The sequence below is a fragment of the Conexibacter stalactiti genome (assembly GCF_033542075.1).
GTDB lineage: Bacteria > Actinomycetota > Thermoleophilia > Solirubrobacterales > Solirubrobacteraceae > Conexibacter > Conexibacter stalactiti.
The window spans coordinates 1-18,813 of sequence record NZ_JAWSTH010000022.1; the positions used below are offsets into that span (position 1 = coordinate 1).

Genomic DNA, 18,813 nt, shown 5'->3' on the forward strand with positions numbered 1-18,813 from the left:
GGCTGCGCGAGCGCATCGGCCAGCGCACGCGCCAGCTCGGGCGCGGGCGCGTCGGCGCGGACGGCCGGCTGACCGAGTCGCCGCGCCAGGCCGGCGAGCTTCTGCTCGTGCGCGAGTGCGAGGAACGGCACGCCGGCGGCGGCGGCGACGACGGTCGCGTGGAAGCGCGTCGCGACGACCAGCCGCGCGCCGACGACGAGGTCGCGCGCGTCCGGCAGGCTCGCCGGCGGCGGCACGACCTCGGCGCGGCAGCCGCGCCGACGCAGCGCGGTCGCGAGCACGTGCGCGTGCAGCTCGTCGTCCTGCCCGGCCGCGTCGTCGCCGACCTGCCACGGCTGGATCCGCACAAGCACGCCGCGATCCGCATCAACCGCGCGCCGATCTGCGCCAACCGCGCCGCGATCTGCGACAGGTGAGCCGCCGGCGACCGCTGCCAGCGCATCGGCCAGCCGCGCGACGAGGTCGCTGCCGCCGCCATGGCGACCGAGCGCGACGACGATCGCGTCGCCACGAATCGCGTCGCCGCTGTCACGCCGCGCGTCGCGCGGCCCGGGCAGCGGATCGAGCAGGCCCCAGGCCGCGTCGGCGCCGACGCGGAACGGCGCGGGCGCGCCGATCGCGGCGAGCGTCTCGGCCGACTCCTCGTCGCGCACGACGAGCAGGTCGGCGCTGCGCACGAGCGTGCGCGCGAGCCGCTGGGCGCCGGGGTCGTCGAGCCGCCCGGCGCCGACGCCGAGCAGCGCGACCGGGCGGCCGCGCATGCGTGCCAGCAGCGTCAACGCGAGCGCGTTGCGCAGCAGCGCGCGCGGCGGGCGACCGGTCGAGGCGGGCAGCGTCTTGAAGACGGTCCCGCCCGCGATCACGAGCGCGTCGCAGCGCAGCAGCGTGCGCACGACCGCGAGCGGGTCGCGCGACTGCACCGCGCCGACGCCGTGGCGGGCGCGCGTGCGCGCCGGCTCGCAGCTGGTCGCGACGCAGCGCCAGCCGGGCAGCTCGCGCACGAAGGCGTCGAGCAGGGCGTCGTCGCCCGGATTACGCTGCCCGAAGGCGCCGGCGAGCAGAACGCTTTCCACGCTGCACCTCCTCGTACAGTTCGAGATGTCGGCCGGCGACGGCCGGCCAGGCGCGGTCGCGCGCCACTGCGCCGGCCGCCTCACGCAGCCGCTCCAGCTCACCCGGCGCCGCCGCCAGCCCATCCAGCAGCGCCGCCAGCTCTCGCGCGCTCGCCGGCGCGGTCAGCGCCAGCGGCGCCGCCGTGCACGACGCCAACTGCGGCGAGAGCAGCACCGGCGTGCGGTGGGCGAGCGCAAGCGCGAGCGGTCCGCTCGCCGCGAACGGACGCGGGTACGGGAACAGCGCCACGTCGGCGGCGGTGAACCAGGTCGAGACCTCCGCCTCCGGCACCCGCCCGACGAAGTCGGCGTGCGCGCCGTGGCGCTCGCGCAGCTCGTGCGCGTAGGGGTCGCCGTCCTCGACCAGCCGCGGGTGCGGACCGCCGGCGACGACGAGCCGCACGTCGGGTCCGGTCAGCGCGGCGGCGTCGAGCGCCAGCTCCAGCCCCTTGTACGGCGCGAGGAAGCCGAAGCAGAGCACGGTCAGGCGGTCGTCGAGGCCGAGCGCGGCACGCGCGGCGGCGCGCTCGCCCGCATCCGGCGCGGGGCGCGCGGGCAGGCCATGCGGCACGACCTCGGCCTCCGGCACGATCCGCGCGAAGGCCGGCTCGTGCACGATCACGGCGCCGGCGCGCCGGCGGATCGTGCGCTGCACGCCGGCCAGTCCGGCCTGCGCCACGCGCCGCGGCGCGTGCACGCGGTGCAGGCGCACGAAGTCGTCGTCGACCGTCGCGGGGTCGACGACGTGATGCATCGTCACGACCGCGTCTCTCAGCGCGCGCAGGGCAGGCGCGAGCGCCGGCACCGAGCTGGGCCCGCCGTAGAGGAACAGCTCGTGCTGCACGTGCGTGACGGCGGCGCCGCTGGCGCGCGCGGCGTGGGCCGCGCGCAGCAGCGCGCCGGGGCCGCGGCGAAACGGCCGCTCGACGCGCACCGGCCCGTCGGCGGCGAGCAGCGGGGCGTCGTCCTCCTCGGGTGCGAGCACGGTCACCTCGGCGCCGTGGCCGGCGAGCGCGTGGGCGAGCGCGGCGCCGTAGGCGGCGACGCCGCTGCGTCCGCCGTGCTCGTCGCCGGGCGCCGGGTAGGGCGTGATCAGCGCGACGTCAGCCGGGGGCATGAGCAGCCTCCCGAGCGGCAGGAGCTTCCAGAACCTCGGCGGCGACCTCTGCGGCCCCGGCGGCGACCGCGTGGGACGCGGGCGCGGCCCGCCGCCCCATCCGCCGTCGCCCCATCCGCCGTCGCAGCCACAGCGCCAACAGCGCGCCGCCCATGCGGCGGCTGTCGGCGACGGCGTCGATGCGCGAGCCGTCGCGGTCGACCCATATCGTCGGCACCTCGACGACCTCGCAGCCGAGGTCGCGCACGGCCAGCAGCAGGTCGACGTCGAACAGCAGCCCGCGGGCGGTCAGACGCGGCAGCGCGGCGCGCGCCACGTCGCCGCGCAGGACCTTCGCGCCGCACTGCGTGTCGGCATACGGCAGCCGCATCAGCGCCCGCACGCCGCCGGCGAAGCCGGCGCTGGCGACGCGCCGCCGCAGCGGCCGCCGCACCGGCAGCACGGAGGCGGGATGGCGGCGGCTGGCGATCGCGCCGCCGGCGCGGCTGGCGACGCGCGCCAAGCGCAGCAGCTCCCGCGGCGGGGTCGCGCAGTCGGCGTCGACGAAGCCGACGAGGTCGGCGTCGCTGCGTCCGAAGGTCTCGATGATCACGCCGCCCTTGCCGAGCTTCGGATAGGAGAAGGCGCGGACACGCGGGTCGCGGCGGGCATGGTGGCGCACGATCGCGGCGGTGCGATCGGTGCACTGGTCGAGCGCGACGAGAAAGCGCACGTCACGATCGGTCAGCACGCGGCGGTACGACTGCAGCGTGCGTCCGATCCGGCGTTCCTCGTTGTGCGCGGGGATGACGATGTCGAGCCGCAACGGGACCTCCTTGCGGGATGGTGCGTCGGGGGATCTGTCCTGCGGCGCGGTGCGCCGCCTGCCGCCAGCCGCGCGATCGGCTGGCGTGGCGAGCCGAGCGGTCCGCCGGGGGTCAGTGCTCGGCTCTTGTCTGTCGAAGCCGTCGGCTTGCCCGGCCCCACCCCGGGCCTAACGTGAGATCACTCTCACTGTGAGAACGCTCACACGACCGCGCGTGCGTCTCCCACCAAAGCTCCTCATCGCTGATCACGCGGCGACACGCCGCGGCCCGTAGGATCCGCGGCCATGCCGCCGGTGAGAGACGGGCACGAGAGCGTCGACCGCGCGCTGCGCGTGATCGAGCAGCTCGGCACGAGCGGGAGCGGCTACACGCTCGAGGAGCTGGCGGCCGCGACCGCGATCCCGAAGACGACGCTGCACCGCACGCTCGCCGCGCTGAAGGCGCGCGGCTTCGCCGCTCAGCCGCGCGCCGGCGGCCCGTACACGCTCGGGCCGCAGCTGCTGGCGGTCGCGTTCGGCTTCCACGAGCGGCTCGACGTGCGCGGGCTCGTCCACCCGCTGCTGGTGCGCGCCCGCGACGACTTCGGCGAGACGGTCCACATGGGAGTCCTCGACGGCCCCGACGTCGTCTACCTCGACAAGGTCGAGTCGCTCAAGCCGCTGAAGATGACGAGCGTGATCGGCGGCCGCAACCCCGCGCACGCGACCGCGCTCGGCAAGGCGCTGCTCGCCTGGACGCTGCCCGACGACGCCGCCGTCGCCGTGTGGGCGCAGGCCAACGGCCCGCTGCCCGCGCGCACGGCGAACACGATCGTCGACCCCGACGAGCTGGCGAAGGCGCTCGCGCAGGTGCGCCAGCGCGGCTGGGCGAGCGAGTTCGAGGAGAGCGAGCCGGGCGTCCGCTGTCTCGCCGTCCCGGTCTTCCTCGGCCGCGCGCAGCCGGCCGCCGCGATCAGCCTCGCGGCGCCCAAGGAACGCCTCAGCGATCGCCAGGCGCGCGAAGTCGCCCCGGCCCTGCGCGCGATCGCGGCCGAGGCGTTCGGCGCCCCGCCCGGCGCCTAGTCAGCCGCCGCCCCGCCCGCCCAGATACAGCTGCGCCACTCTCGGATCCTCCAGCAGCTCTCTGCCCGGTCCCTCGAAGCGGTTGCGGCCGAGGTCGAGCACGTAGCCGCGGGCCGACATCGCCAGCGCCCGCCGCGCGTTCTGCTCGACCATCAGCACCGTCACGCCGTGGCCGTTGATCTCGGCGACCTTCTCGAAGATCACGTCGACGAACTGCGGCGAGAGGCCGGCGGAGGGCTCGTCGAGCAGCAGGATCTCGGGCGCCGGCATCAGCGCGCGCGCCATCGCGACCATCTGCCGCTCGCCGCCGGACATCGTGCCGGCCGGCTGCCGTCTGCGCTCGGCGAGGCGCGGGAACATCTCGTACATCGCGGCGGCGCGCGCGCTCGCGTCCGATCCGCGGCGCGCGAGCGTGCCGAGGTCGAGGTTCTCCTCCACCGTCAGGCTCGGGAAGACGTTGGACAGCTGCGGCACGTAGCTGACGCCGGAGCGCGATATGTCGTGCGTGCGACCGCCGGCGATGTCGCGCCCGCGCAGCACGATCCGCCCGGCGCGCGGCTTCAGCAGCCCGAAGACGGCCTTCAGCAGCGTCGACTTGCCGGCGCCGTTGGGGCCGACGATCGTCACGACCTCGCCGGCGCGCAGCTCGAGGTCGACGCCGCCGAGGATGTCGACCTCCGGCACGTAGCCGGCGACCAGGCCCTCGGTCCGCAGCAGCACCTCGTCGCTCATGCCGAGCCGCCGCCGAGGTAGGCGTCGATCACGCGCGGGTCGTTGCGGACGGCCTCCGGCGCGCCCTCCGCGATCACCGCGCCCTGCGCCATGCAGACGACGCGATCGGAGTGACCCATCACGACCTCCATGTCGTGCTCGATCAGCAGGAAGGTCGTGCCGTCGCGCTCGCGCAGCGCGTGCACGTGCTCCAGCAGCTTCCCGCCGAGCGTCGGGTTGACGCCCGCCATCGGCTCGTCGAGCAGCACCATCCGCGGCTCGGCCATCAGCACGCGCGCCAGCTCCAGCAGCTTGCGCTGGCCGCCCGACAGCGTGCCGGCGTAGTCGTCGCGTTTGGCCGCCAGCCCGAACGTCTCCAGCAGCTCCCCGGCGCGCGCCTCGATCTCGTGCTCACGCCGGCGCGTGGCGCGCGGGCGCACCAGCAGCGTCGCGATGTGCTCGCCCGGCTGGTGCGGCGCCGCGAGCGTCATGTTGTCGATCACGGGCATCGCCGCGAGCGCCTTCGTGATCTGGAAGGTGCGCACCAGGCCGCAGCGCGCGATCGCCCACGGCGGCCGCCCGAGGATCGCGCGTCCGTCGTAGACGACCGTGCCGCCGTCGCCATGCTGGAAGCCGGTGACGACGTTGAAGAGCGTCGTCTTGCCGGCGCCGTTCGGCCCGATCAGCGCGGTGATCGAGCCACGCTCGACGGCGAAGCTGGCGTCGTCGACGGCGCGCACGCCGCCGAAGCGCTTGACGACGTGCTCGACCCGCAGCAGCGGCGGCGACAGCGTCGCGGACGGGGGCCCTGGCTCACTCACGCAGCACCATCTCCTGCTTCTTGCCGAGGATCCCCTGCGGGCGGAAGGCGACGAGCACGATCAGCGCGACGCCGACGATCACGAACCGCAGCGCCGCGACCTTCTCCGCCGCCAGCGGCAGCTCGATGAAGCGCGTCACCTCCAGCAGCGTCCAGATGATCAGCGAGCCGAGCGCGACGCCGACGTAGCTGGCGAGGCCGCCGAGGATCAGGATCGTGAAGCCGATGAAGGTGAACTGCGGCTCGAACGACTCCGGGCTCAGGAACGACAGGTTGAGCGCGAGGAAGTAGCCGGCGATCGCGCCGAGCGCGGCCGCCAGCGCGATCGACTGCAGCTTGTACGCGAGCACGTTCTTGCCGAGCGCGCGCGCCGCGTCCTCGTCCTCGCGGATCGCTCGCAGCACGCGCCCCCACGGGCTGCGCTGGAGCAGGATCAGCAGCACCGTCAGGAGCGCGACCGTCACCCACACGACCAGCAGCAGCGGCAGCAGGAACTGGTCCTGCCACGCCTGCGGCAGCCAGCCGAGGATCGTGTCCGAGAGGTCGAGCCACTGGTCGTCGAAGCCGAGCAGGCCCTGGTTGCCGCCGGTCAGCCCGCGCGCGTTCTGCGCGACGTAGCGGACGATCTCGGCGAAGGCGATCGTCACGATCGCGAAGTAGTCAGCGCGCAATCGCAGCGACGGCAGCCCGAGCAGCACGCCGGCCGCCATCGCGGTCAGCGTCGCGACCGGCAGCGCCGCCCACAGCGACCACTCCGCTCTGACGACCAGGATCCCCATCGTGTACGCGCCGATCGCCATGAAGCCGGCCTGGCCGAAGTTGACGATCCCGGTGTAGCCGACGTTCAGCTGCAGCCCGAGCGTGAAGATCGCGTAGGTGCCGGCGAGCACGCCGACGCCGATCCAGAAGTCTGCCGCGGTCAGCGCGTCGAAGCTGATCGCGAAGACGGTCATGCGGTCCGCTCCCCGCGCCCGAACAGCCCCTGCGGCCGCACGATCAGCACCAGGATCAGGATCGCGAAGCCGACCGCGACCTTCCAGCGCGCGTCGATCACGAGCGTCGACCACTCCTGCGCGAGCCCCAGCAGCAGCCCGCCGGCGAGCGCACCGTAGGCGTTGCCGATGCCGCCGAGGATCACCGCCGCGAACAGGCTCAGCAGCAGGAAGAAGCCGAGGTTCGGCGTCATCGTGCCGATCGCCGCCGTGTACAGCACGCCGGCGAGGCCGGCGAGCCCGGCGGCGAAGATCCACGTCGCGACGATCACGCGATCGGTGTCGATCCCCGTCACCTCGGCGAGCGCCATGTCGTCGGCGAGCGCGCGCATCTGGCGGCCGAGCGACGTCACGCGCAGCATCAGCCCGACGGAGAGCAGGGTCACGAAGCCGACGACCACGACGATCAGCTCGGTGCGGCCGATCCGCAGGCCGAGGAAGCTGACCGACGCCGTCACGTCGACGTCGAGCCGCCGCGGCAGCGTGCCCCAGATCATCTGGATGCCGTAGCGGATCACGAACGCGAGCCCGAGCGTCATCAGCATCAGCTGCAGCAGACCGGCCCCTCTGCCGCGCATCGGCCGCCACATCACGCGCTCGCTCAAGACGCCGAGCGCGGCCGTCACGACGACGGAGAAGAGGACCGCGACGACGATCGGCAGCCCCCACGTGACGTTCGCCAGGAAGGCCATGTACGCGCCGAAGGTGAGCAGGTCGCCGTGCGCGAAGTTGACGAGCCGCAGCGTCCCGTAGACGAGCGTCAGCCCGACTGCGCCAAGCGCGAAGTAGCTGCCCGAGACGAGCCCGTTGACGCCGCGCTGCGCGACGTCGTGGAGGCCGTAGGCGATCGTCAGCACGAGCGCGACGGCGACGACGAGCGCGAGCGTCACCAGCAGCGGCCCGCGCCCGGCGCCGCCGAGCCCGCCGAGGCCGCCCGCGACCCGGTCCAGGCGCTCGCGCCCGGGCCGAATCGCGGTGTCGGCCGATTCGCTCATCTATCTCTCGGCGGCACTCGCCTCGAACTGCCGCTCGACTCTGAGGACGCCGTCGGCGCCGTATCTGTAGACCTCGTAGGTGGCGGCGGTCGGGTCGCCGTTGTCGTCGAAGTCGATCGGGCCGGTGACGCCGTCGAAGTCGACCTCCTCACCGGCGGCGATCGCTCTGATGCCGTCGGCCAGCTCGAGGAACGTGAATCTTCTGCCGGGCGGGCCGGAGACCGCCTGCAGCTGCTCGGCGATCTCGGCGCCGTCAGCCGAGCCGGCCGCGAGCGCGCCGAGGTAGCAGAGCATCGTCGCGTCGAAGTGCTGCGCGTCGAAGGTCTGCCGCGGAGCGCCGCCGGCCGCTCTGTAGATTCTCGCGAACTCCTCCACCGTCGCGCCGGACTCCGGCGCGCCGGGCCGCGTCCCGCGCGCGCCCGCGAGCGCTCTGAGCGGGATCGTGTCGGGGATTCTGTCGGATGCCAGGCCGTCGGCCGTGAACAGTCTGCCGGCGTCGAACTCGCCCGTGCGCACGAGCGAGGCGCCCATCTTCCCGTACGTCTCGAAGAAGTCGATGATCACGTACGCGTCGGGGTTGCCGGCGACGATCTCCGCCGCCTCCGAGTTGTAGCTCGGCTGCTCCGGGTCGTAGAGGACGGGGCCGGTCGTTCTGCCGCCCTTCTCCTCCCACGCCGTTCTGAACTTCTCGATGAAGCCCTGGCCGTAGGCGTCGTTGCGCGCGGCCAGCGAGAGCGTGAAGTCGGTTCCGCCCAGCTCTCTCTCGACCGTGTCGGCGAGCGCCCGCGACTGCAGGTTGTCCGACGGCGCGGTGCGCCAGACGAAGCCGTCGTCGTCGAGGTCGGTGATCGCCGCGTCGGTCGACGACGGCGAGATGATCGGCGTTCTCTGGCGCGAGGCGACCGACTCCGCGACCGCCAGCGTCTCCGACGAAGCCCACGGCCCGGCGAGGCATGCCGCCCCGCCCGAGATCATCTGCCGCGCCGCCTGCACGGCCGACTGCGGGCTCGACTCGGTGTCTCTGTGCTCGATCGAGACGGTCGTGTCGACGCCGGCCTCTCTCACCGCCTCCTCGATCTGCGAGATCGCGAGATCGGCCGACTTGCGCCCCGGCGGGCCGAATGGCGACAGGTCGCCGGTCAGCGGCACCAGGTCGCCGATCGTCAGCTCGAACGACGTGTCGGCCGGCGCCTGCGCGGCGCCACCGCCTCCGGTCGTCGTCGTCCCGCCCCCTCCACCGTCGTCGTCGTCGCTGCCACAGCCGGCGAGGCCGAGCACGAGCGCGCCCGCACCGACCGCGAGCAGGCGCCGTGTGCGCGCTGCTGCGTACATGGGGACCTCCTCCTCGTTCCCCAGGGGTCTACCCCGAGAAGCGGTGCGTCGACCCCCATGCGCTGGCGCGTCAGCGGCGCTTCGGCAGCTTTCCGTTGAGCACGTAGCGGAGGACGTCGACGATCTGCTCCGGCTCGCGCGCGACGGCGAGCGCGGCGCGGTCGACCTCCTTCAGCGCGTGGTCGTGCTGCTCGGGGTGGAGCGTGATCAGCGGCTTGCCGAGCGCCGCCGCGTAGCCGGCGTCGAAGGCGGCGTTCCACTGCTTGTACTCGTCGCCGAAGCGCACGACGACGACGTCGGACTGCTCGATCAGCGTGCGCGTGCGGATCGCGTTGAGGCCGGCGCCGACGTGGTCGCGCCAATAGTCGCTCGGCTGCTCGCCGAGGATCGCGACCCCGCCGCCGTCGCTGTTGGCGTGGTTGGTGACGGGAGCGCTCAGCTCCACGTCGAGGTCCTCGTCGAGGATCGCGTTGGCGATCCGCAGACGCCAGTCGCTGTGGATCTCGCCGGAGAGGTAGACGTGCCAGGGCATTGCTTGATCCTACGCGCCCGCGCGCGAGCGCCTCGCGCGCCTCCGCGCCGCTCTCATCCTGAGCGGGGGAAACGTTAAGTTGGCCTTTGGGTCCATGGGTAGCCTCATCTCTACCGATGGGGTCACCGAGACATCTGTGGACCGGCGAGTGGCGCGCCGAGTCCGATCAATCACGCGACGACGGCGCCACCGCGCTGCACCGCACGCCGCCGCCGCGCCCCGCGGGCGCGCCTGAAGAGCCGCCCGCACCGCCCAGGCGCCGCCGCTCCACCTTCGTCCTCGGCCTGCTGGTCGTGCTGCTCGCCGTCGGCGGCGGGGTCGCCGCGGGCGTCTATCTGCTCGACGGCGGCGAAGACGGCACCGACCCGCTCCCCGCCCTCTCCAGCAGACCGATCAGACCGGCCACCGGGGAGACGCGCGCGGGCGCCATCTACGCCGCCGCCAGCCCCGCCGTCGTCTCGGTCCGCACCACGACCGGCCAGGGCACCGGCTTCCTGATCGACGACAGAGGGACGGTCGTCACCAACTACCACGTCGTCGGCGACAGCAGCCACGTCGTCGTCAAGTTCGGCCAGGACGGCGCCTCGATCGACGGCGACGTGCTCGGCACCGACGAGTCGTCCGACCTCGCCGTCGTCTCGATCGAGTCCGACCGGATCCCCAACGGCGTCAGACCGCTCGCCTTCGCCGACTCGCGCAACGTCGCCGTCGGCGACTTCGCGGTCGCGATCGGCAACCCGTTCGGCCTCGACCGCACGGTCACCGAAGGGATCGTCTCCGGCCTCGGCCGCTCGATCACGGCGCCCAACGGCTTCGAGATCGACGAGGTGATCCAGACCGACGCCCCGATCAACCCGGGCAACTCGGGCGGTCCGCTGCTCGACAGCGGCGGCCGTGTGATCGGCGTCAACTCGCAGATCGCGACGAGCGGGATGGGCCAGCAGGGCAACATCGGCATCGGCTTCGCGGTGCCGTCGAACACGGCCCGTCAGATCGTCCCGCAGCTGCAGAGGGGCGAGAGAGTGTCGCGCCCCTACCTCGGCATCAGAACGTCGCCGACCTCGCTGACCGGCAGCTCGCAGGGCGCGAGAGTCGTCGACGTCGTCAGAGACGGCCCGGCCGCGAGAGGCGGGCTGCAGAGAGGCGACGTGATCACGCGCGTCGGCGGCATGGGCGTCGACGAGCCGGCCGACGTCGCGAGAAACATCAGCGGGGACCAGCCGGGGGACAGCATCCAGGTCGAGATCGAGCGCAACGGCAGAGAGCAGACGCTCGACGTGACACTGGGAGACCGCGCAGACGCGCCATGAGCTTCGCCGCGCCGCTCGTCCTGCTGGCGTTGGCCGCCGTGCCGCTGCTGCTCGTCTGGTACCTGCTCGCGCAGCGCAACCGGAGCGCCGCCGCGTCCGCCTTCGCCGCCCCGCGCATGCAGGCCGCCGTCGCGCCGAGCCGGCCCGGCTGGCGCCGGCACGTGCCGATGCTCGCCTTCCTGCTCGCGCTGGCGACGCTGATCGTCGCCGCCGCGCGGCCGCAGCGGACCGAGGCGGTGCCGGTCGAGCGCGCCTCGATCGTGCTGCTGACCGACGTCTCCGGCTCGATGCTCGCGACCGACGTCGAGCCCAACCGCCTGATCGCCGCCAAGCGCTCCGCGCGCCGCTTCGTCGACGAGGTGCCCAGAAGCGTCAACATCGGCGTGATCGCCTTCAACACGACCGCGACCGTGCTGCAGAGCCCGACGCGCGACCGCGCGAACGTCGAGTCGGCGATCGACCGCCTCCAGGTCAGCGGCAGCACCGCGACCGGCGACGCGATCAGAACGGCGCTGACGGTGCTGCGCAACCAGCCGGGCGAGAACGGCAGACGGCCGCCGTCGGCGATCGTGCTGATCTCGGACGGCAGATCGGTCCGCGGCGAGGATCCCGTCAACGTCGCGGGCGAGGCGTCGAGACTGAGAATCCCGATCTACACCGTCGCGTTCGGCACCGACGCCGGCACGATCACCGTGCCGGACGCGAGAACGGGCGACGACAGAACCGAGCCGGTCCCGCCCGATCCGGCGGCGCTGGCGCAGATCGCCGAGGTGACCGGCGGCGAGACCTACACGGCGGCGAGCGCCGACCGCCTCAACACCGTCTACGAGAGATTGGGCTCGCAGCTCGGCACGAGAGACGAGGAGCGGCAGATAACGGTCGCCTTCGCCGCCGGCGGCCTGTTGCTGCTGCTCGCCGGGGCCGGCCTCTCGCTGCGCTGGTTCGGCCGGCCGATCTGACCTTTCGAAAGGAGCCACCCGACGTGACGTTCGACATCCCCCAGCAACCCCAGCCCGAGGAGCAGCGCTTCCCGCGCAGGGAGGATCCGCGTGACGCGCTCGAGGAGGCGCTGCACGAGATCAAGCGCGTGATCGTCGGCCAGGACGCGATGCTGGAGCGGCTGCTGGTCGCCCTGCTCGCCGGCGGCCACGTGCTGCTGGAGGGCGTCCCGGGCCTCGCCAAGACGCTCACGGTCAAGACGCTCGCGCAGGTCCTCGGCGGCTCCTTCAAGCGGATCCAGTTCACGCCCGACCTCGTCCCGGCCGACCTGATCGGCACGCGTGTCTACCGCCCCGACACGGGCAGATTCGAGACCGAGCTCGGCCCGGTGTTCGGCAACTTCCTGCTCGCCGACGAGATCAACCGCGCGCCCGCGAAGGTGCAGTCGGCGCTGCTCGAGGTGATGCAGGAGCAGCAGGTGACGATAGGCGGCGAGACCCACCCGACGCCGCGCCCGTTCCTCGTGCTCGCGACGCAGAACCCGATCGAGTCGGAGGGCACCTACCCGCTGCCGGAGGCGCAGATCGACCGCTTCCTGATGAAGGTGATGGTCGACTACCCGACGATGAGCGAGGAGGCGGCCGTCGTCGACCGCTCGCTCGGCCGTGTCGCGGAGCCGCGCGAGCGGCTCTCGATCGCCGACCTCGACCGCTTCTCGGAGGCGGCGCAGAGAGTGCTCGTCGACCGCGAGGTCGTGCAGTACGCGGTCACGCTCGCCGACGCGACGCGGCGGCCGGAGAAGTACGGCCTCGACGACGTCGCCCCCTACGTCGAGTTCGGCGCCAGCCCGCGCGGGCCGATCGGGCTCGTGCAGGCGGCGCGCGCGCTGGCGCTGCTGCGCGGCCGCGGCTACGTCGCCGTCGCCGACGTGCGCGACCTCGCGCCCGACGTGCTGCGTCACCGGATCGTGCTCTCCTACGACGCGCTGACCGAGAACGTCAGCGCCGACGACGTGCTCGGGCGCGTCTTCGCCGCCGTCGACGAGCCACCGGCCGACCACCTCCGTCGCCCCGAGGCCGCGGCCTAGGCGATTCGATGACCGCGCCGCGTCTGATCCGTCCCGCCGGCCGCCAGGGCCCCGGCCCGATCCCGCACGGGCTGCTCGAGTCGCTCGACCTGATCGTCGCGCGGCGCGCCTCGGGCGCGCTGCCCGGCGACCGGCGCGCGGCCGGGCTCGGCTCCGGCACCGAGCTGGCGCAGCTGCGGCCGTACGAGGTCGGCGACGACGTGCGCCAGATCGACGCCGCCGCGACCGCGCGCACCGGCATCCCGCACGTGCGCCTGCACGTGCCGGAGCGGACGCTGACGACCTGGATCGCGCTCGACCTCTCCCCCTCGATGGCGTTCGGCACCGCCGACCGGCTGAAGTCCGACGTCGCCGAGGGCGTCACGCTGACGCTCGGCCGCCTCGCGATCCGCCGCGCCGGCCGCGTCGCGCTGATGACGTTCGGCGCCGGCACGCCGAGGCTGCACCCGCCGCGCGCCTCCAAGCCCGGCGTCGTCGCGCTGCAGCGCGCGCTGGAGGAGGGCGTCGCGCCCGACGGCCACCACGAGCCGGGCGCGCTGGCGGGTGCGCTGCGGCGGATCGGTCGCGTCGCGACACAGCCGGGGCTCGTCGTCGTGATCTCCGACTGGCGTGACGAGGACGACTGGACGCGCGCGCTCGGCGCGCTCGCGCAGCGGCATTCCGTGATGGCGATCGAGGTGCGCGACCCGCGCGAGTCGGCGGTGCCGGCGGTCGGGCGGCTCGCGCTCGTCGACCCCGAGACCGGCGAGCGCGTCGAGGTCGACACCTCGCGCAGATCGGTGCGTGACCGCTTCGCCCAGATCGAGGCCGACCGCCGCGCCAGAGTCGCGCGCGAGCTGCGCCGGCTGCAGGTCGAGCACATCGCGCTGTCGACCGAGGGCGACTGGCTGCAGGCGCTGGGACGGCGGCTGTCATGACGATCTTCGCGCTCTCGTTCGGCTCGCCGATCTTCCTGCTGGCGCTGCTGGCCGTGCCGGCGCTGATCGCGCTGCAGGTCGCCAACCGCCAGCGCGGCAAGAGATACGCGGTGCGCTTCACCGGCGTCGCGGCGCTGAAGCTTGCGGCCGGCACGGTGCCGGCGTGGAAGCGCCACCTGCCGGTCGCGCTGCTGCTGGCGGCGCTGGCCGCGCTCGCGCTCGCGCTCGCCAGACCGGAGCGGACGGTCGCGGTGCCGATCGAGAAGGCGTCGATCATGCTCGTCACCGACCACTCGCGCTCGATGCTGGCGCAGGACGTCGAGCCCGACCGCATGACGGCGGCCAAGAGAGCGGCGCGCCGCTTCCTCGACCAGCTGCCGCCGACGATCAGAGTCGGCGTCACGACCTACTCCGACGTGCCCGACGGCACGCAGACGCCGACGCGCGACCACGACCTGATCCAGGCGACGATCGACGCGCAGGTCGCCGACGGCGGCACCGCGACCGGCGACGCGCTCCAGGTCGCGCTCGACACGCTGGAGCGGCAGGAGGACGAGGGCGAGAGAATCCCCGCCGCGATCGTGCTGCTGTCCGACGGCGCGACGACGATCGGCCGCGACCCGGTCGGCGTGGCCCAGCTCGCCGGCGAGCAGAGAATCCCCGTCTACACGGTCGCGCTCGGGACCAGAAACGCGACCGTGCCGAACCCCGGCTTCGGCGCCCCCACGCTGCCGGTCCCGCCCGATCCGGAGACGCTGGAGCAGATCGCCGACGCCTCCGGCGGCCGCGCCTTCCAGGCCCAGGACGACCAGCAGCTGTCGGAGATCTACGAGACGCTCGGCTCGCGCCTGGGCACCAGAGACGAGCAGCGCGAGGTCACGGCCGCCTTCGCCGTCGGCGGCATGCTGCTGCTGCTCGGCGCCGGCGCCGCCGCGATGCACTCGGCGGGGCGGCTGCCGTAGGCGTCCGATCGGCCGCGCGAGCGTGGCCGGATCGTGGATGCTGGGCGCGATCCGATCTCGTGATCAGCCGGGTCGTCTTTGAACGAGATCGGATCGTGTCCAGCGCCGCGAGACGGTTCGCTCGCGCGGCCGATCATTCGCCGCGCAGCCAGGCGGCGAGAAACGGGTCGACGACGCGCCAGCCGGTCCGCGTCGTCTCGTCGGCGACGAGCGTCCCGTCGCGCACGAGCCGCTCGACGGCGACCTGCGTCGAGCCGCTCTTGGCGAGGCCGAACCGCTCCTGCGCCTCCTTGCCGGTCAACGGGACCGTGCGGTGGGCGATCGTCTTCAGCACCCGTCGTTCCAGATCGCTGCAGAGATCCCACACGATCTGGATCTCGCCGTGCGCCTCGCGTCGCGCCGCCGCGTGCGCGCGCGTCCACGTGACGAGGTCGGCGATTCTGCCCTTCGGCGTCGCGCTGTAGAGGTGGTGCGCGAGCAGCATCGTGCGCTGCGGGTGCCCTTCGGAGGCGTCGAGCAGCGGCGCGAACGCGTCGCCCAACTCGCGACCGCGTTCCGCGAAGCGGTCCCCGAGGAAATCGGCCAGCTCGACCGGCGGCAGCGGCCCGACCTCGATCGGCGCCGCCTGCCCGAAGAAGGCGTGGCGGCGGTCGGAGAACAGCTCACGCATCAGCCCGGGATGGGAGCCGCAGAAGAGATAGGCGGCGGCGTGGCTGTTGCCCTCGATGACGGAGCGGAACGCGCCGGGCAGCGCCGGGTCGATGCGGAAGACCTCCTGGAACTCGTCGAAGGCGATCACGCACGTGCGCCCGTCGCGATCGTGGAGCCGGCGTGGAAGCGCCAGCCGTTCGAGCAGGCCCGGCGACGAGACGCGCGGTTCGGCGCTCACGCCGACGCCGCCCGGAGCCGCGCTGATCGTGGGCCGCCACGTGCGCGCGAGCGCGTCCAGCCATCGCTGCAGGCGCCGGTCGAGCTGCTCGCGGTAGGCCAGCTCGATCCGCTCGGCGACGTCGGACGCGGTCACGCAGCCGAGAAAGTTGACCTCGATCGCGATCGCCCCGTCTCTGCGCGCGGCCTCCAACACCGCCCGCAGCAGCGAGGTCTTGCCGAAGCGGCGCGGGCCCTCCAAGCGGCTGTTGCGGCCGTCGAGCGCGTGGTCGCGCAGCAGCGCCAGCGTCTCCGCCCGCCCGACCAGCATCCCCGGGTCCAACGGCTCGTCGTAGACAAATGGGCTCGTCACGGTTCTAAAATTAGCACCGATTCAGCACTATTTCTAGCACCAACCCGTGGCGACTACCTCACCGGCAGTCGCATCGTTCCCTTCAGCCATGGGACCACCGTGGCGACGAAGGCGCTGCGCTCGGGCGCGGCCAGCAGCGGGTCGAGGTGGGAGTAGGTCGCCGAGCGGTCGACGTAGGTGACGCTGGGGATCCGCGACAGCCGCTTGTACCGCTGCGAGGCGGTCTTCAGCGCGCCGTCTCTGCCGGCGAGCGCGGCTCCGAAGGCGTACAGCGGCACGTCGACGTCGCCGACGTGGCGGATCCGCAGGCCGAGCGTTCTGGCGGCGGCGGTCGTACGCAGCGACGAGCCGGCGCCGACGTCGATCGACAGGCGCGCCGGGTAGTACCACTCGATCGCGCCGAGCGGTTCGAGCGAGAAGGCGTCGGCGAGGTTGGCGATCGGCGTCGGCTGCGCCGGGTCGTCGACCCAGTCGCGCGAGTCTCCGGCGGGCGCCAGCGCGCCGGAGCGGACCTGGATCAGCGACAGGCCGGGCGGCGAGGTCTTCGCGTCGAAGGCGTAGCCGAGCTGGGCGCGGTTGGTGACCGCGACCGGCGCTCTGAAGATCGGCGGCAGCAGCAGGAAGCTCTGGCCGACCGACGGCGCCGTCGGCGCGACGTGCGCGGCGAGCGCGCTCAGCTCGCCGAAGGCGCCGGCGATCCACGGCAGTCTCAGGCCCAGCAGGTCGGTGAAGGGGCCGTCGCTCTCCAGCCTCGCGAGCTGCGTGCGCGCCTCCTTCGCTGTCGTGGTGGCGCCGCTGCGCAGGCCGCCGGCGCCGCCGTCGATCGCGACGATCCCGGCGAGGTCCTCGACCCCGGCGCGACCGTCGAAGTCCCACGCGGCGTACATGCCCGCGACCGAGCCGCCGAGCGAGTGACCGCCGAGGATCACGCGCCGCGGCGGCTGCTTGTCGCCGGCGTCGCGCGCCGCCTGCACGACCGCGTGGAGGTCGTCCATCGCGACCCGCAGGCCCCAGCCGCCGACGAAGGCGTAGTCGGCCGGGTCGAGCGGTCTGTAGTGCGGCGTGACCGGCTTGGCGAGCCAGCCGAGGTAGTAGTCGAACGCCTGCTGGACGGTGACCTCGCCGGCGCGGGCGCGCTCGAGCATGCGCGTGTCGTGCAGCGCGCCCTCGCGCCGCATCTGCGCCCACACCTGCAGGCCGGGGATCCGCGCGACGAGCGCCGGCGCGACGACGTGGAAGTCGGCCGCGCCGCCGAGCGTGCCCGGCACCAGCACGAGCACCGTTCTCGCGCTCGCCGGCCCGTAGCGGCGCACCTGGACGCGGTCGTATCTGCGCGGCGTGCCCTCGACGTGCGGCGCTCTGAACGTGAGGACCTTCGAGCTGGTCGCCGCGAGGCGCGCGGCGGGGACGGGGCCGGAGGCGGCGTCGGCGGCTGGCGCCACCAGCGCGGTCGTCGCCGCGGCGAGCGCGGCGAGGGCGAGCGCCCGAGGTGCGGGGAGGCTGGGCATGGCCCAACCTACCCGCAAGTCGGTCCGCCGCGCCAGTGTGAGGATGGGAAGTCTGCTGCTGCCTGACAGCAGCAGGCTCGCGGTGCTCTGGTCGCGCGGGCGTCAGCGGCGCGGCGCGCAGCCGTTCGCCGCACCGCCGTGCGCCCGCTTGCTACGTTGCTGCGCGTGCCGAAGGTCACGCGCGAGGACTACCCCCACCGGCTCGACATGCCGACCCGCTGGGCCGACAACGACGTCTACGGACACGTCAACAACGTCGAGTACTACGCCTTCTTCGACACGATCATCAACACCTTCCTGATCCGCGAGGGCGGGCTCGACATCCTCACCGGCGGCGTGATCGGCGTCTGCGCCGAGTCGTCCTGCAGATACCACGCCTCGCTCTCCTTCCCCGAGACCGTCGAGGGTGCGCTGCGCGTCGCCCACCTCGGCAGATCGAGCGTCCGCTACGAGATCGCGCTGTTCAAGGCCGGGATGGAGCATCCGGCCGCCAGCGGCACCTTCGTGCACGTCTTCGTCGACCGCGAGCAGCGGCGCCCGGCGGAGATCCCGCCGGGCCTGCGCGCGGCGCTGGAGCCGCTCGTCGTCGTCACAGAGGAGTGACGACCAGCCACGGCTCGGCGCGGTGGCCGGCGACCAGCCCTGCCGCGACGTAGGGATCCTCCGCGATGAACGCCTCGACCGCGTCGGTGTCGCGCAGCACGAAGACGCCCTTGTCGACGGGGTCGCCGGCGGCGCCGGCCATCAGCATCGTGCCGGCCTCGTGCAGTCGCGCGATCAGCGCGAGGTGACCGTCGCGGTGCGGACCGCGGCGCTCGAGGATGTCGGGCACGTAGTCATAGATGAGGAGCTGCACGGTCTCGGGCATGCGCGAACGGTACCCGCGCGCCCCGGAGCTCGTCCTACGCCGCGACGAGCGCCCGCTTCCGCAGCCGCGCGCGCTCGGCGGCGCACTCCGCCAGCACGTCGGCGGCGCGCTCCTCGCGGTCGAGCGCGGCGCGGTAGGCGACGTACGCGGCCGCGGCGTCGTCGCTGCCGCGCACCAGCTCCCAGCCGCGCAGCGCGCGCGTCGCGTCGCCGGCGGCGAAGACCCACGCGTCCCACAGCTCCAGCTCGAGCGTGCGGTCGACGGTGCGGCGGAAGAGCGATCTGCTGTTACGTGTTGTTCTCGGTGAGTTGATCGACATGACTGCCTCCTGTGCGTTGTGGTCGGCACAGGCGGTGCGGGAGTTGAGGTCTGTTCACCAGACCCTCACGCTCCCTCACCGATTTCCAACAGTCCGACGCGTCCGATTCTGCATGTGGGCGGCTCAACCCTCCGCGACGTTGCCGAGCACGCGCTCGATCGCGTCGGCGAACGCGGCGCGTTCGC

Annotated in this window: 20 protein-coding genes; 7 read left to right on the plus strand and 13 right to left on the minus strand. The window is 73.4% G+C overall.

Annotated features, from left to right (window positions below; translation table 11 throughout):
* From R7226_RS10500 to R7226_RS10510, 3 genes are all read right to left on the minus strand, one after another.
* The coding region (locus R7226_RS10500) for a polysaccharide pyruvyl transferase family protein (protein ID WP_318597078.1) at positions 1 to 1,073 on the minus strand (1,073 nt) is incomplete at its 3' end.
* On the minus strand, positions 1,033 to 2,229 hold the full coding sequence (locus R7226_RS10505) for a glycosyltransferase (protein WP_318597079.1): 1,197 nt from the start codon (positions 2,227 to 2,229) through the stop codon (positions 1,033 to 1,035). The genes R7226_RS10500 and R7226_RS10505, both read right to left, overlap by 41 nt.
* The gene (locus tag R7226_RS10510) at positions 2,216 to 3,034 is read right to left on the minus strand and encodes a glycosyltransferase (RefSeq protein WP_318597080.1); all 819 of its coding nucleotides are present in this window, start codon (positions 3,032 to 3,034) and stop codon (positions 2,216 to 2,218) included. Before R7226_RS10510 ends, R7226_RS10505 begins: the two co-directional genes overlap by 14 nt.
* Before the next feature lie 285 nt (positions 3,035 to 3,319).
* Here R7226_RS10510 and R7226_RS10515 point away from each other — a divergent pair, with 285 nt between their 5' ends.
* Positions 3,320 to 4,096 carry an IclR family transcriptional regulator gene (locus tag R7226_RS10515; protein WP_318597081.1) on the plus strand — a complete coding sequence of 259 codons (777 nt, stop codon included), beginning with the start codon at positions 3,320 to 3,322 and terminating at the stop codon, positions 4,094 to 4,096.
* On the opposite strand, the gene R7226_RS10520 is transcribed toward R7226_RS10515, so the two are convergent.
* From R7226_RS10520 to R7226_RS10545, 6 genes are all read right to left on the minus strand, one after another.
* Positions 4,097 to 4,828 carry an ABC transporter ATP-binding protein gene (locus R7226_RS10520; protein ID WP_318597082.1) on the minus strand — a complete coding sequence of 244 codons (732 nt, stop codon included), beginning with the start codon at positions 4,826 to 4,828 and terminating at the stop codon, positions 4,097 to 4,099.
* Positions 4,825 to 5,628: an ABC transporter ATP-binding protein gene (locus tag R7226_RS10525; RefSeq protein WP_318597083.1), complete on the minus strand. Its 804-nt coding sequence runs from the start codon at positions 5,626 to 5,628 to the stop codon at positions 4,825 to 4,827. The genes R7226_RS10520 and R7226_RS10525 overlap by 4 nt, the downstream gene beginning before the upstream one ends.
* Positions 5,621 to 6,580, minus strand: a complete 960-nt coding sequence (locus tag R7226_RS10530) for a branched-chain amino acid ABC transporter permease (protein ID WP_318597084.1) — start codon at positions 6,578 to 6,580, stop codon at positions 5,621 to 5,623. Before R7226_RS10530 ends, R7226_RS10525 begins: the two co-directional genes overlap by 8 nt.
* Positions 6,577 to 7,614 (minus strand): branched-chain amino acid ABC transporter permease, encoded by a 1,038-nt coding sequence (locus tag R7226_RS10535; RefSeq protein WP_318597085.1) that lies wholly within the window; start codon positions 7,612 to 7,614, stop codon positions 6,577 to 6,579. Before R7226_RS10535 ends, R7226_RS10530 begins: the two co-directional genes overlap by 4 nt.
* Positions 7,615 to 8,946: an ABC transporter substrate-binding protein gene (locus tag R7226_RS10540; RefSeq protein ID WP_318597087.1), complete on the minus strand. Its 1,332-nt coding sequence runs from the start codon at positions 8,944 to 8,946 to the stop codon at positions 7,615 to 7,617.
* 70 nt (positions 8,947 to 9,016) lie between these two features.
* Entirely contained in the window at positions 9,017 to 9,478 is a 462-nt protein-coding gene (locus R7226_RS10545; RefSeq protein ID WP_318597088.1) for a YtoQ family protein, read from the minus strand.
* Between the two features lie 116 nt (positions 9,479 to 9,594).
* Here R7226_RS10545 and R7226_RS10550 point away from each other — a divergent pair, with 116 nt between their 5' ends.
* The 5 genes from R7226_RS10550 to R7226_RS10570 are packed head-to-tail and all read left to right on the plus strand — an operon-like array spanning position 9,595 to position 14,693.
* A complete protein-coding gene (locus tag R7226_RS10550; RefSeq protein ID WP_318597089.1) occupies positions 9,595 to 10,788 on the plus strand; it encodes a S1C family serine protease in 1,194 nt (397 codons plus the stop codon).
* Positions 10,785 to 11,747: a VWA domain-containing protein gene (locus R7226_RS10555; protein WP_318597090.1), complete on the plus strand. Its 963-nt coding sequence runs from the start codon at positions 10,785 to 10,787 to the stop codon at positions 11,745 to 11,747. The genes R7226_RS10550 and R7226_RS10555 overlap by 4 nt, the downstream gene beginning before the upstream one ends.
* A 23-nt stretch (positions 11,748 to 11,770) precedes the next feature.
* Entirely contained in the window at positions 11,771 to 12,814 is a 1,044-nt protein-coding gene (locus R7226_RS10560; protein ID WP_318597091.1) for an AAA family ATPase, read from the plus strand.
* An 8-nt stretch (positions 12,815 to 12,822) separates the two neighbouring features.
* The gene (locus tag R7226_RS10565; protein WP_318597092.1) at positions 12,823 to 13,731 is read left to right on the plus strand and encodes a DUF58 domain-containing protein; all 909 of its coding nucleotides are present in this window, start codon (positions 12,823 to 12,825) and stop codon (positions 13,729 to 13,731) included.
* Positions 13,728 to 14,693, plus strand: coding sequence for a VWA domain-containing protein (locus R7226_RS10570; protein WP_318597093.1), 966 nt, complete (start codon positions 13,728 to 13,730; stop codon positions 14,691 to 14,693). Before R7226_RS10565 ends, R7226_RS10570 begins: the two co-directional genes overlap by 4 nt.
* 133 nt (positions 14,694 to 14,826) lie before the next feature.
* On the opposite strand, the gene R7226_RS10575 is transcribed toward R7226_RS10570, so the two are convergent.
* Positions 14,827 to 15,933 (minus strand): AAA family ATPase, encoded by a 1,107-nt coding sequence (locus R7226_RS10575; protein WP_318597094.1) that lies wholly within the window; start codon positions 15,931 to 15,933, stop codon positions 14,827 to 14,829.
* Positions 15,934 to 15,986: 53 nt separating this feature from the next.
* Positions 15,987 to 17,441 (minus strand): alpha/beta fold hydrolase, encoded by a 1,455-nt coding sequence (locus tag R7226_RS10580; protein ID WP_318597095.1) that lies wholly within the window; start codon positions 17,439 to 17,441, stop codon positions 15,987 to 15,989.
* A 207-nt stretch (positions 17,442 to 17,648) separates the two neighbouring features.
* On the opposite strand from R7226_RS10580, the gene R7226_RS10585 reads away from it, so the two are divergent.
* Positions 17,649 to 18,044, plus strand: a complete 396-nt coding sequence (locus R7226_RS10585) for an acyl-CoA thioesterase (protein WP_404827812.1) — start codon at positions 17,649 to 17,651, stop codon at positions 18,042 to 18,044.
* Here the strand turns inward: R7226_RS10585 and R7226_RS10590 are convergent.
* Both R7226_RS10590 and R7226_RS10595 read right to left on the minus strand, forming a co-directional pair.
* Positions 18,031 to 18,309 (minus strand): YciI family protein, encoded by a 279-nt coding sequence (locus tag R7226_RS10590; RefSeq protein ID WP_318597098.1) that lies wholly within the window; start codon positions 18,307 to 18,309, stop codon positions 18,031 to 18,033. The two genes, R7226_RS10585 and R7226_RS10590, sit on opposite strands and share 14 nt — an antisense overlap.
* A gap of 34 nt (positions 18,310 to 18,343) precedes the next feature.
* A complete protein-coding gene (locus R7226_RS10595; protein ID WP_318597099.1) occupies positions 18,344 to 18,628 on the minus strand; it encodes a hypothetical protein in 285 nt (94 codons plus the stop codon).
* Between the last annotated feature and the right edge of the window lie 185 nt (positions 18,629 to 18,813).

Coding starts and splice junctions, on each gene's coding strand:
- R7226_RS10505 (WP_318597079.1), bottom strand. CDS start 2,229: ATGCCCCCGGCTGACGTCGCGCTGATCACGCCCTACCCGGCGCCCGGC.
- R7226_RS10515 (WP_318597081.1), top strand. CDS start 3,320: ATGCCGCCGGTGAGAGACGGGCACGAGAGCGTCGACCGCGCGCTGCGC.
- R7226_RS10520 (WP_318597082.1), bottom strand. CDS start 4,828: ATGAGCGACGAGGTGCTGCTGCGGACCGAGGGCCTGGTCGCCGGCTAC.
- R7226_RS10530 (WP_318597084.1), bottom strand. CDS start 6,580: ATGACCGTCTTCGCGATCAGCTTCGACGCGCTGACCGCGGCAGACTTC.
- R7226_RS10535 (WP_318597085.1), bottom strand. CDS start 7,614: ATGAGCGAATCGGCCGACACCGCGATTCGGCCCGGGCGCGAGCGCCTG.
- R7226_RS10540 (WP_318597087.1), bottom strand. CDS start 8,946: ATGTACGCAGCAGCGCGCACACGGCGCCTGCTCGCGGTCGGTGCGGGC.
- R7226_RS10545 (WP_318597088.1), bottom strand. CDS start 9,478: ATGCCCTGGCACGTCTACCTCTCCGGCGAGATCCACAGCGACTGGCGT.
- R7226_RS10550 (WP_318597089.1), top strand. CDS start 9,595: ATGGGGTCACCGAGACATCTGTGGACCGGCGAGTGGCGCGCCGAGTCC.
- R7226_RS10555 (WP_318597090.1), top strand. CDS start 10,785: ATGAGCTTCGCCGCGCCGCTCGTCCTGCTGGCGTTGGCCGCCGTGCCG.
- R7226_RS10565 (WP_318597092.1), top strand. CDS start 12,823: ATGACCGCGCCGCGTCTGATCCGTCCCGCCGGCCGCCAGGGCCCCGGC.
- R7226_RS10570 (WP_318597093.1), top strand. CDS start 13,728: ATGACGATCTTCGCGCTCTCGTTCGGCTCGCCGATCTTCCTGCTGGCG.
- R7226_RS10580 (WP_318597095.1), bottom strand. CDS start 17,441: ATGCCCAGCCTCCCCGCACCTCGGGCGCTCGCCCTCGCCGCGCTCGCC.
- R7226_RS10585 (WP_404827812.1), top strand. CDS start 17,649: ATGCCGACCCGCTGGGCCGACAACGACGTCTACGGACACGTCAACAAC.
- R7226_RS10590 (WP_318597098.1), bottom strand. CDS start 18,309: ATGCCCGAGACCGTGCAGCTCCTCATCTATGACTACGTGCCCGACATC.
- R7226_RS10595 (WP_318597099.1), bottom strand. CDS start 18,628: ATGTCGATCAACTCACCGAGAACAACACGTAACAGCAGATCGCTCTTC.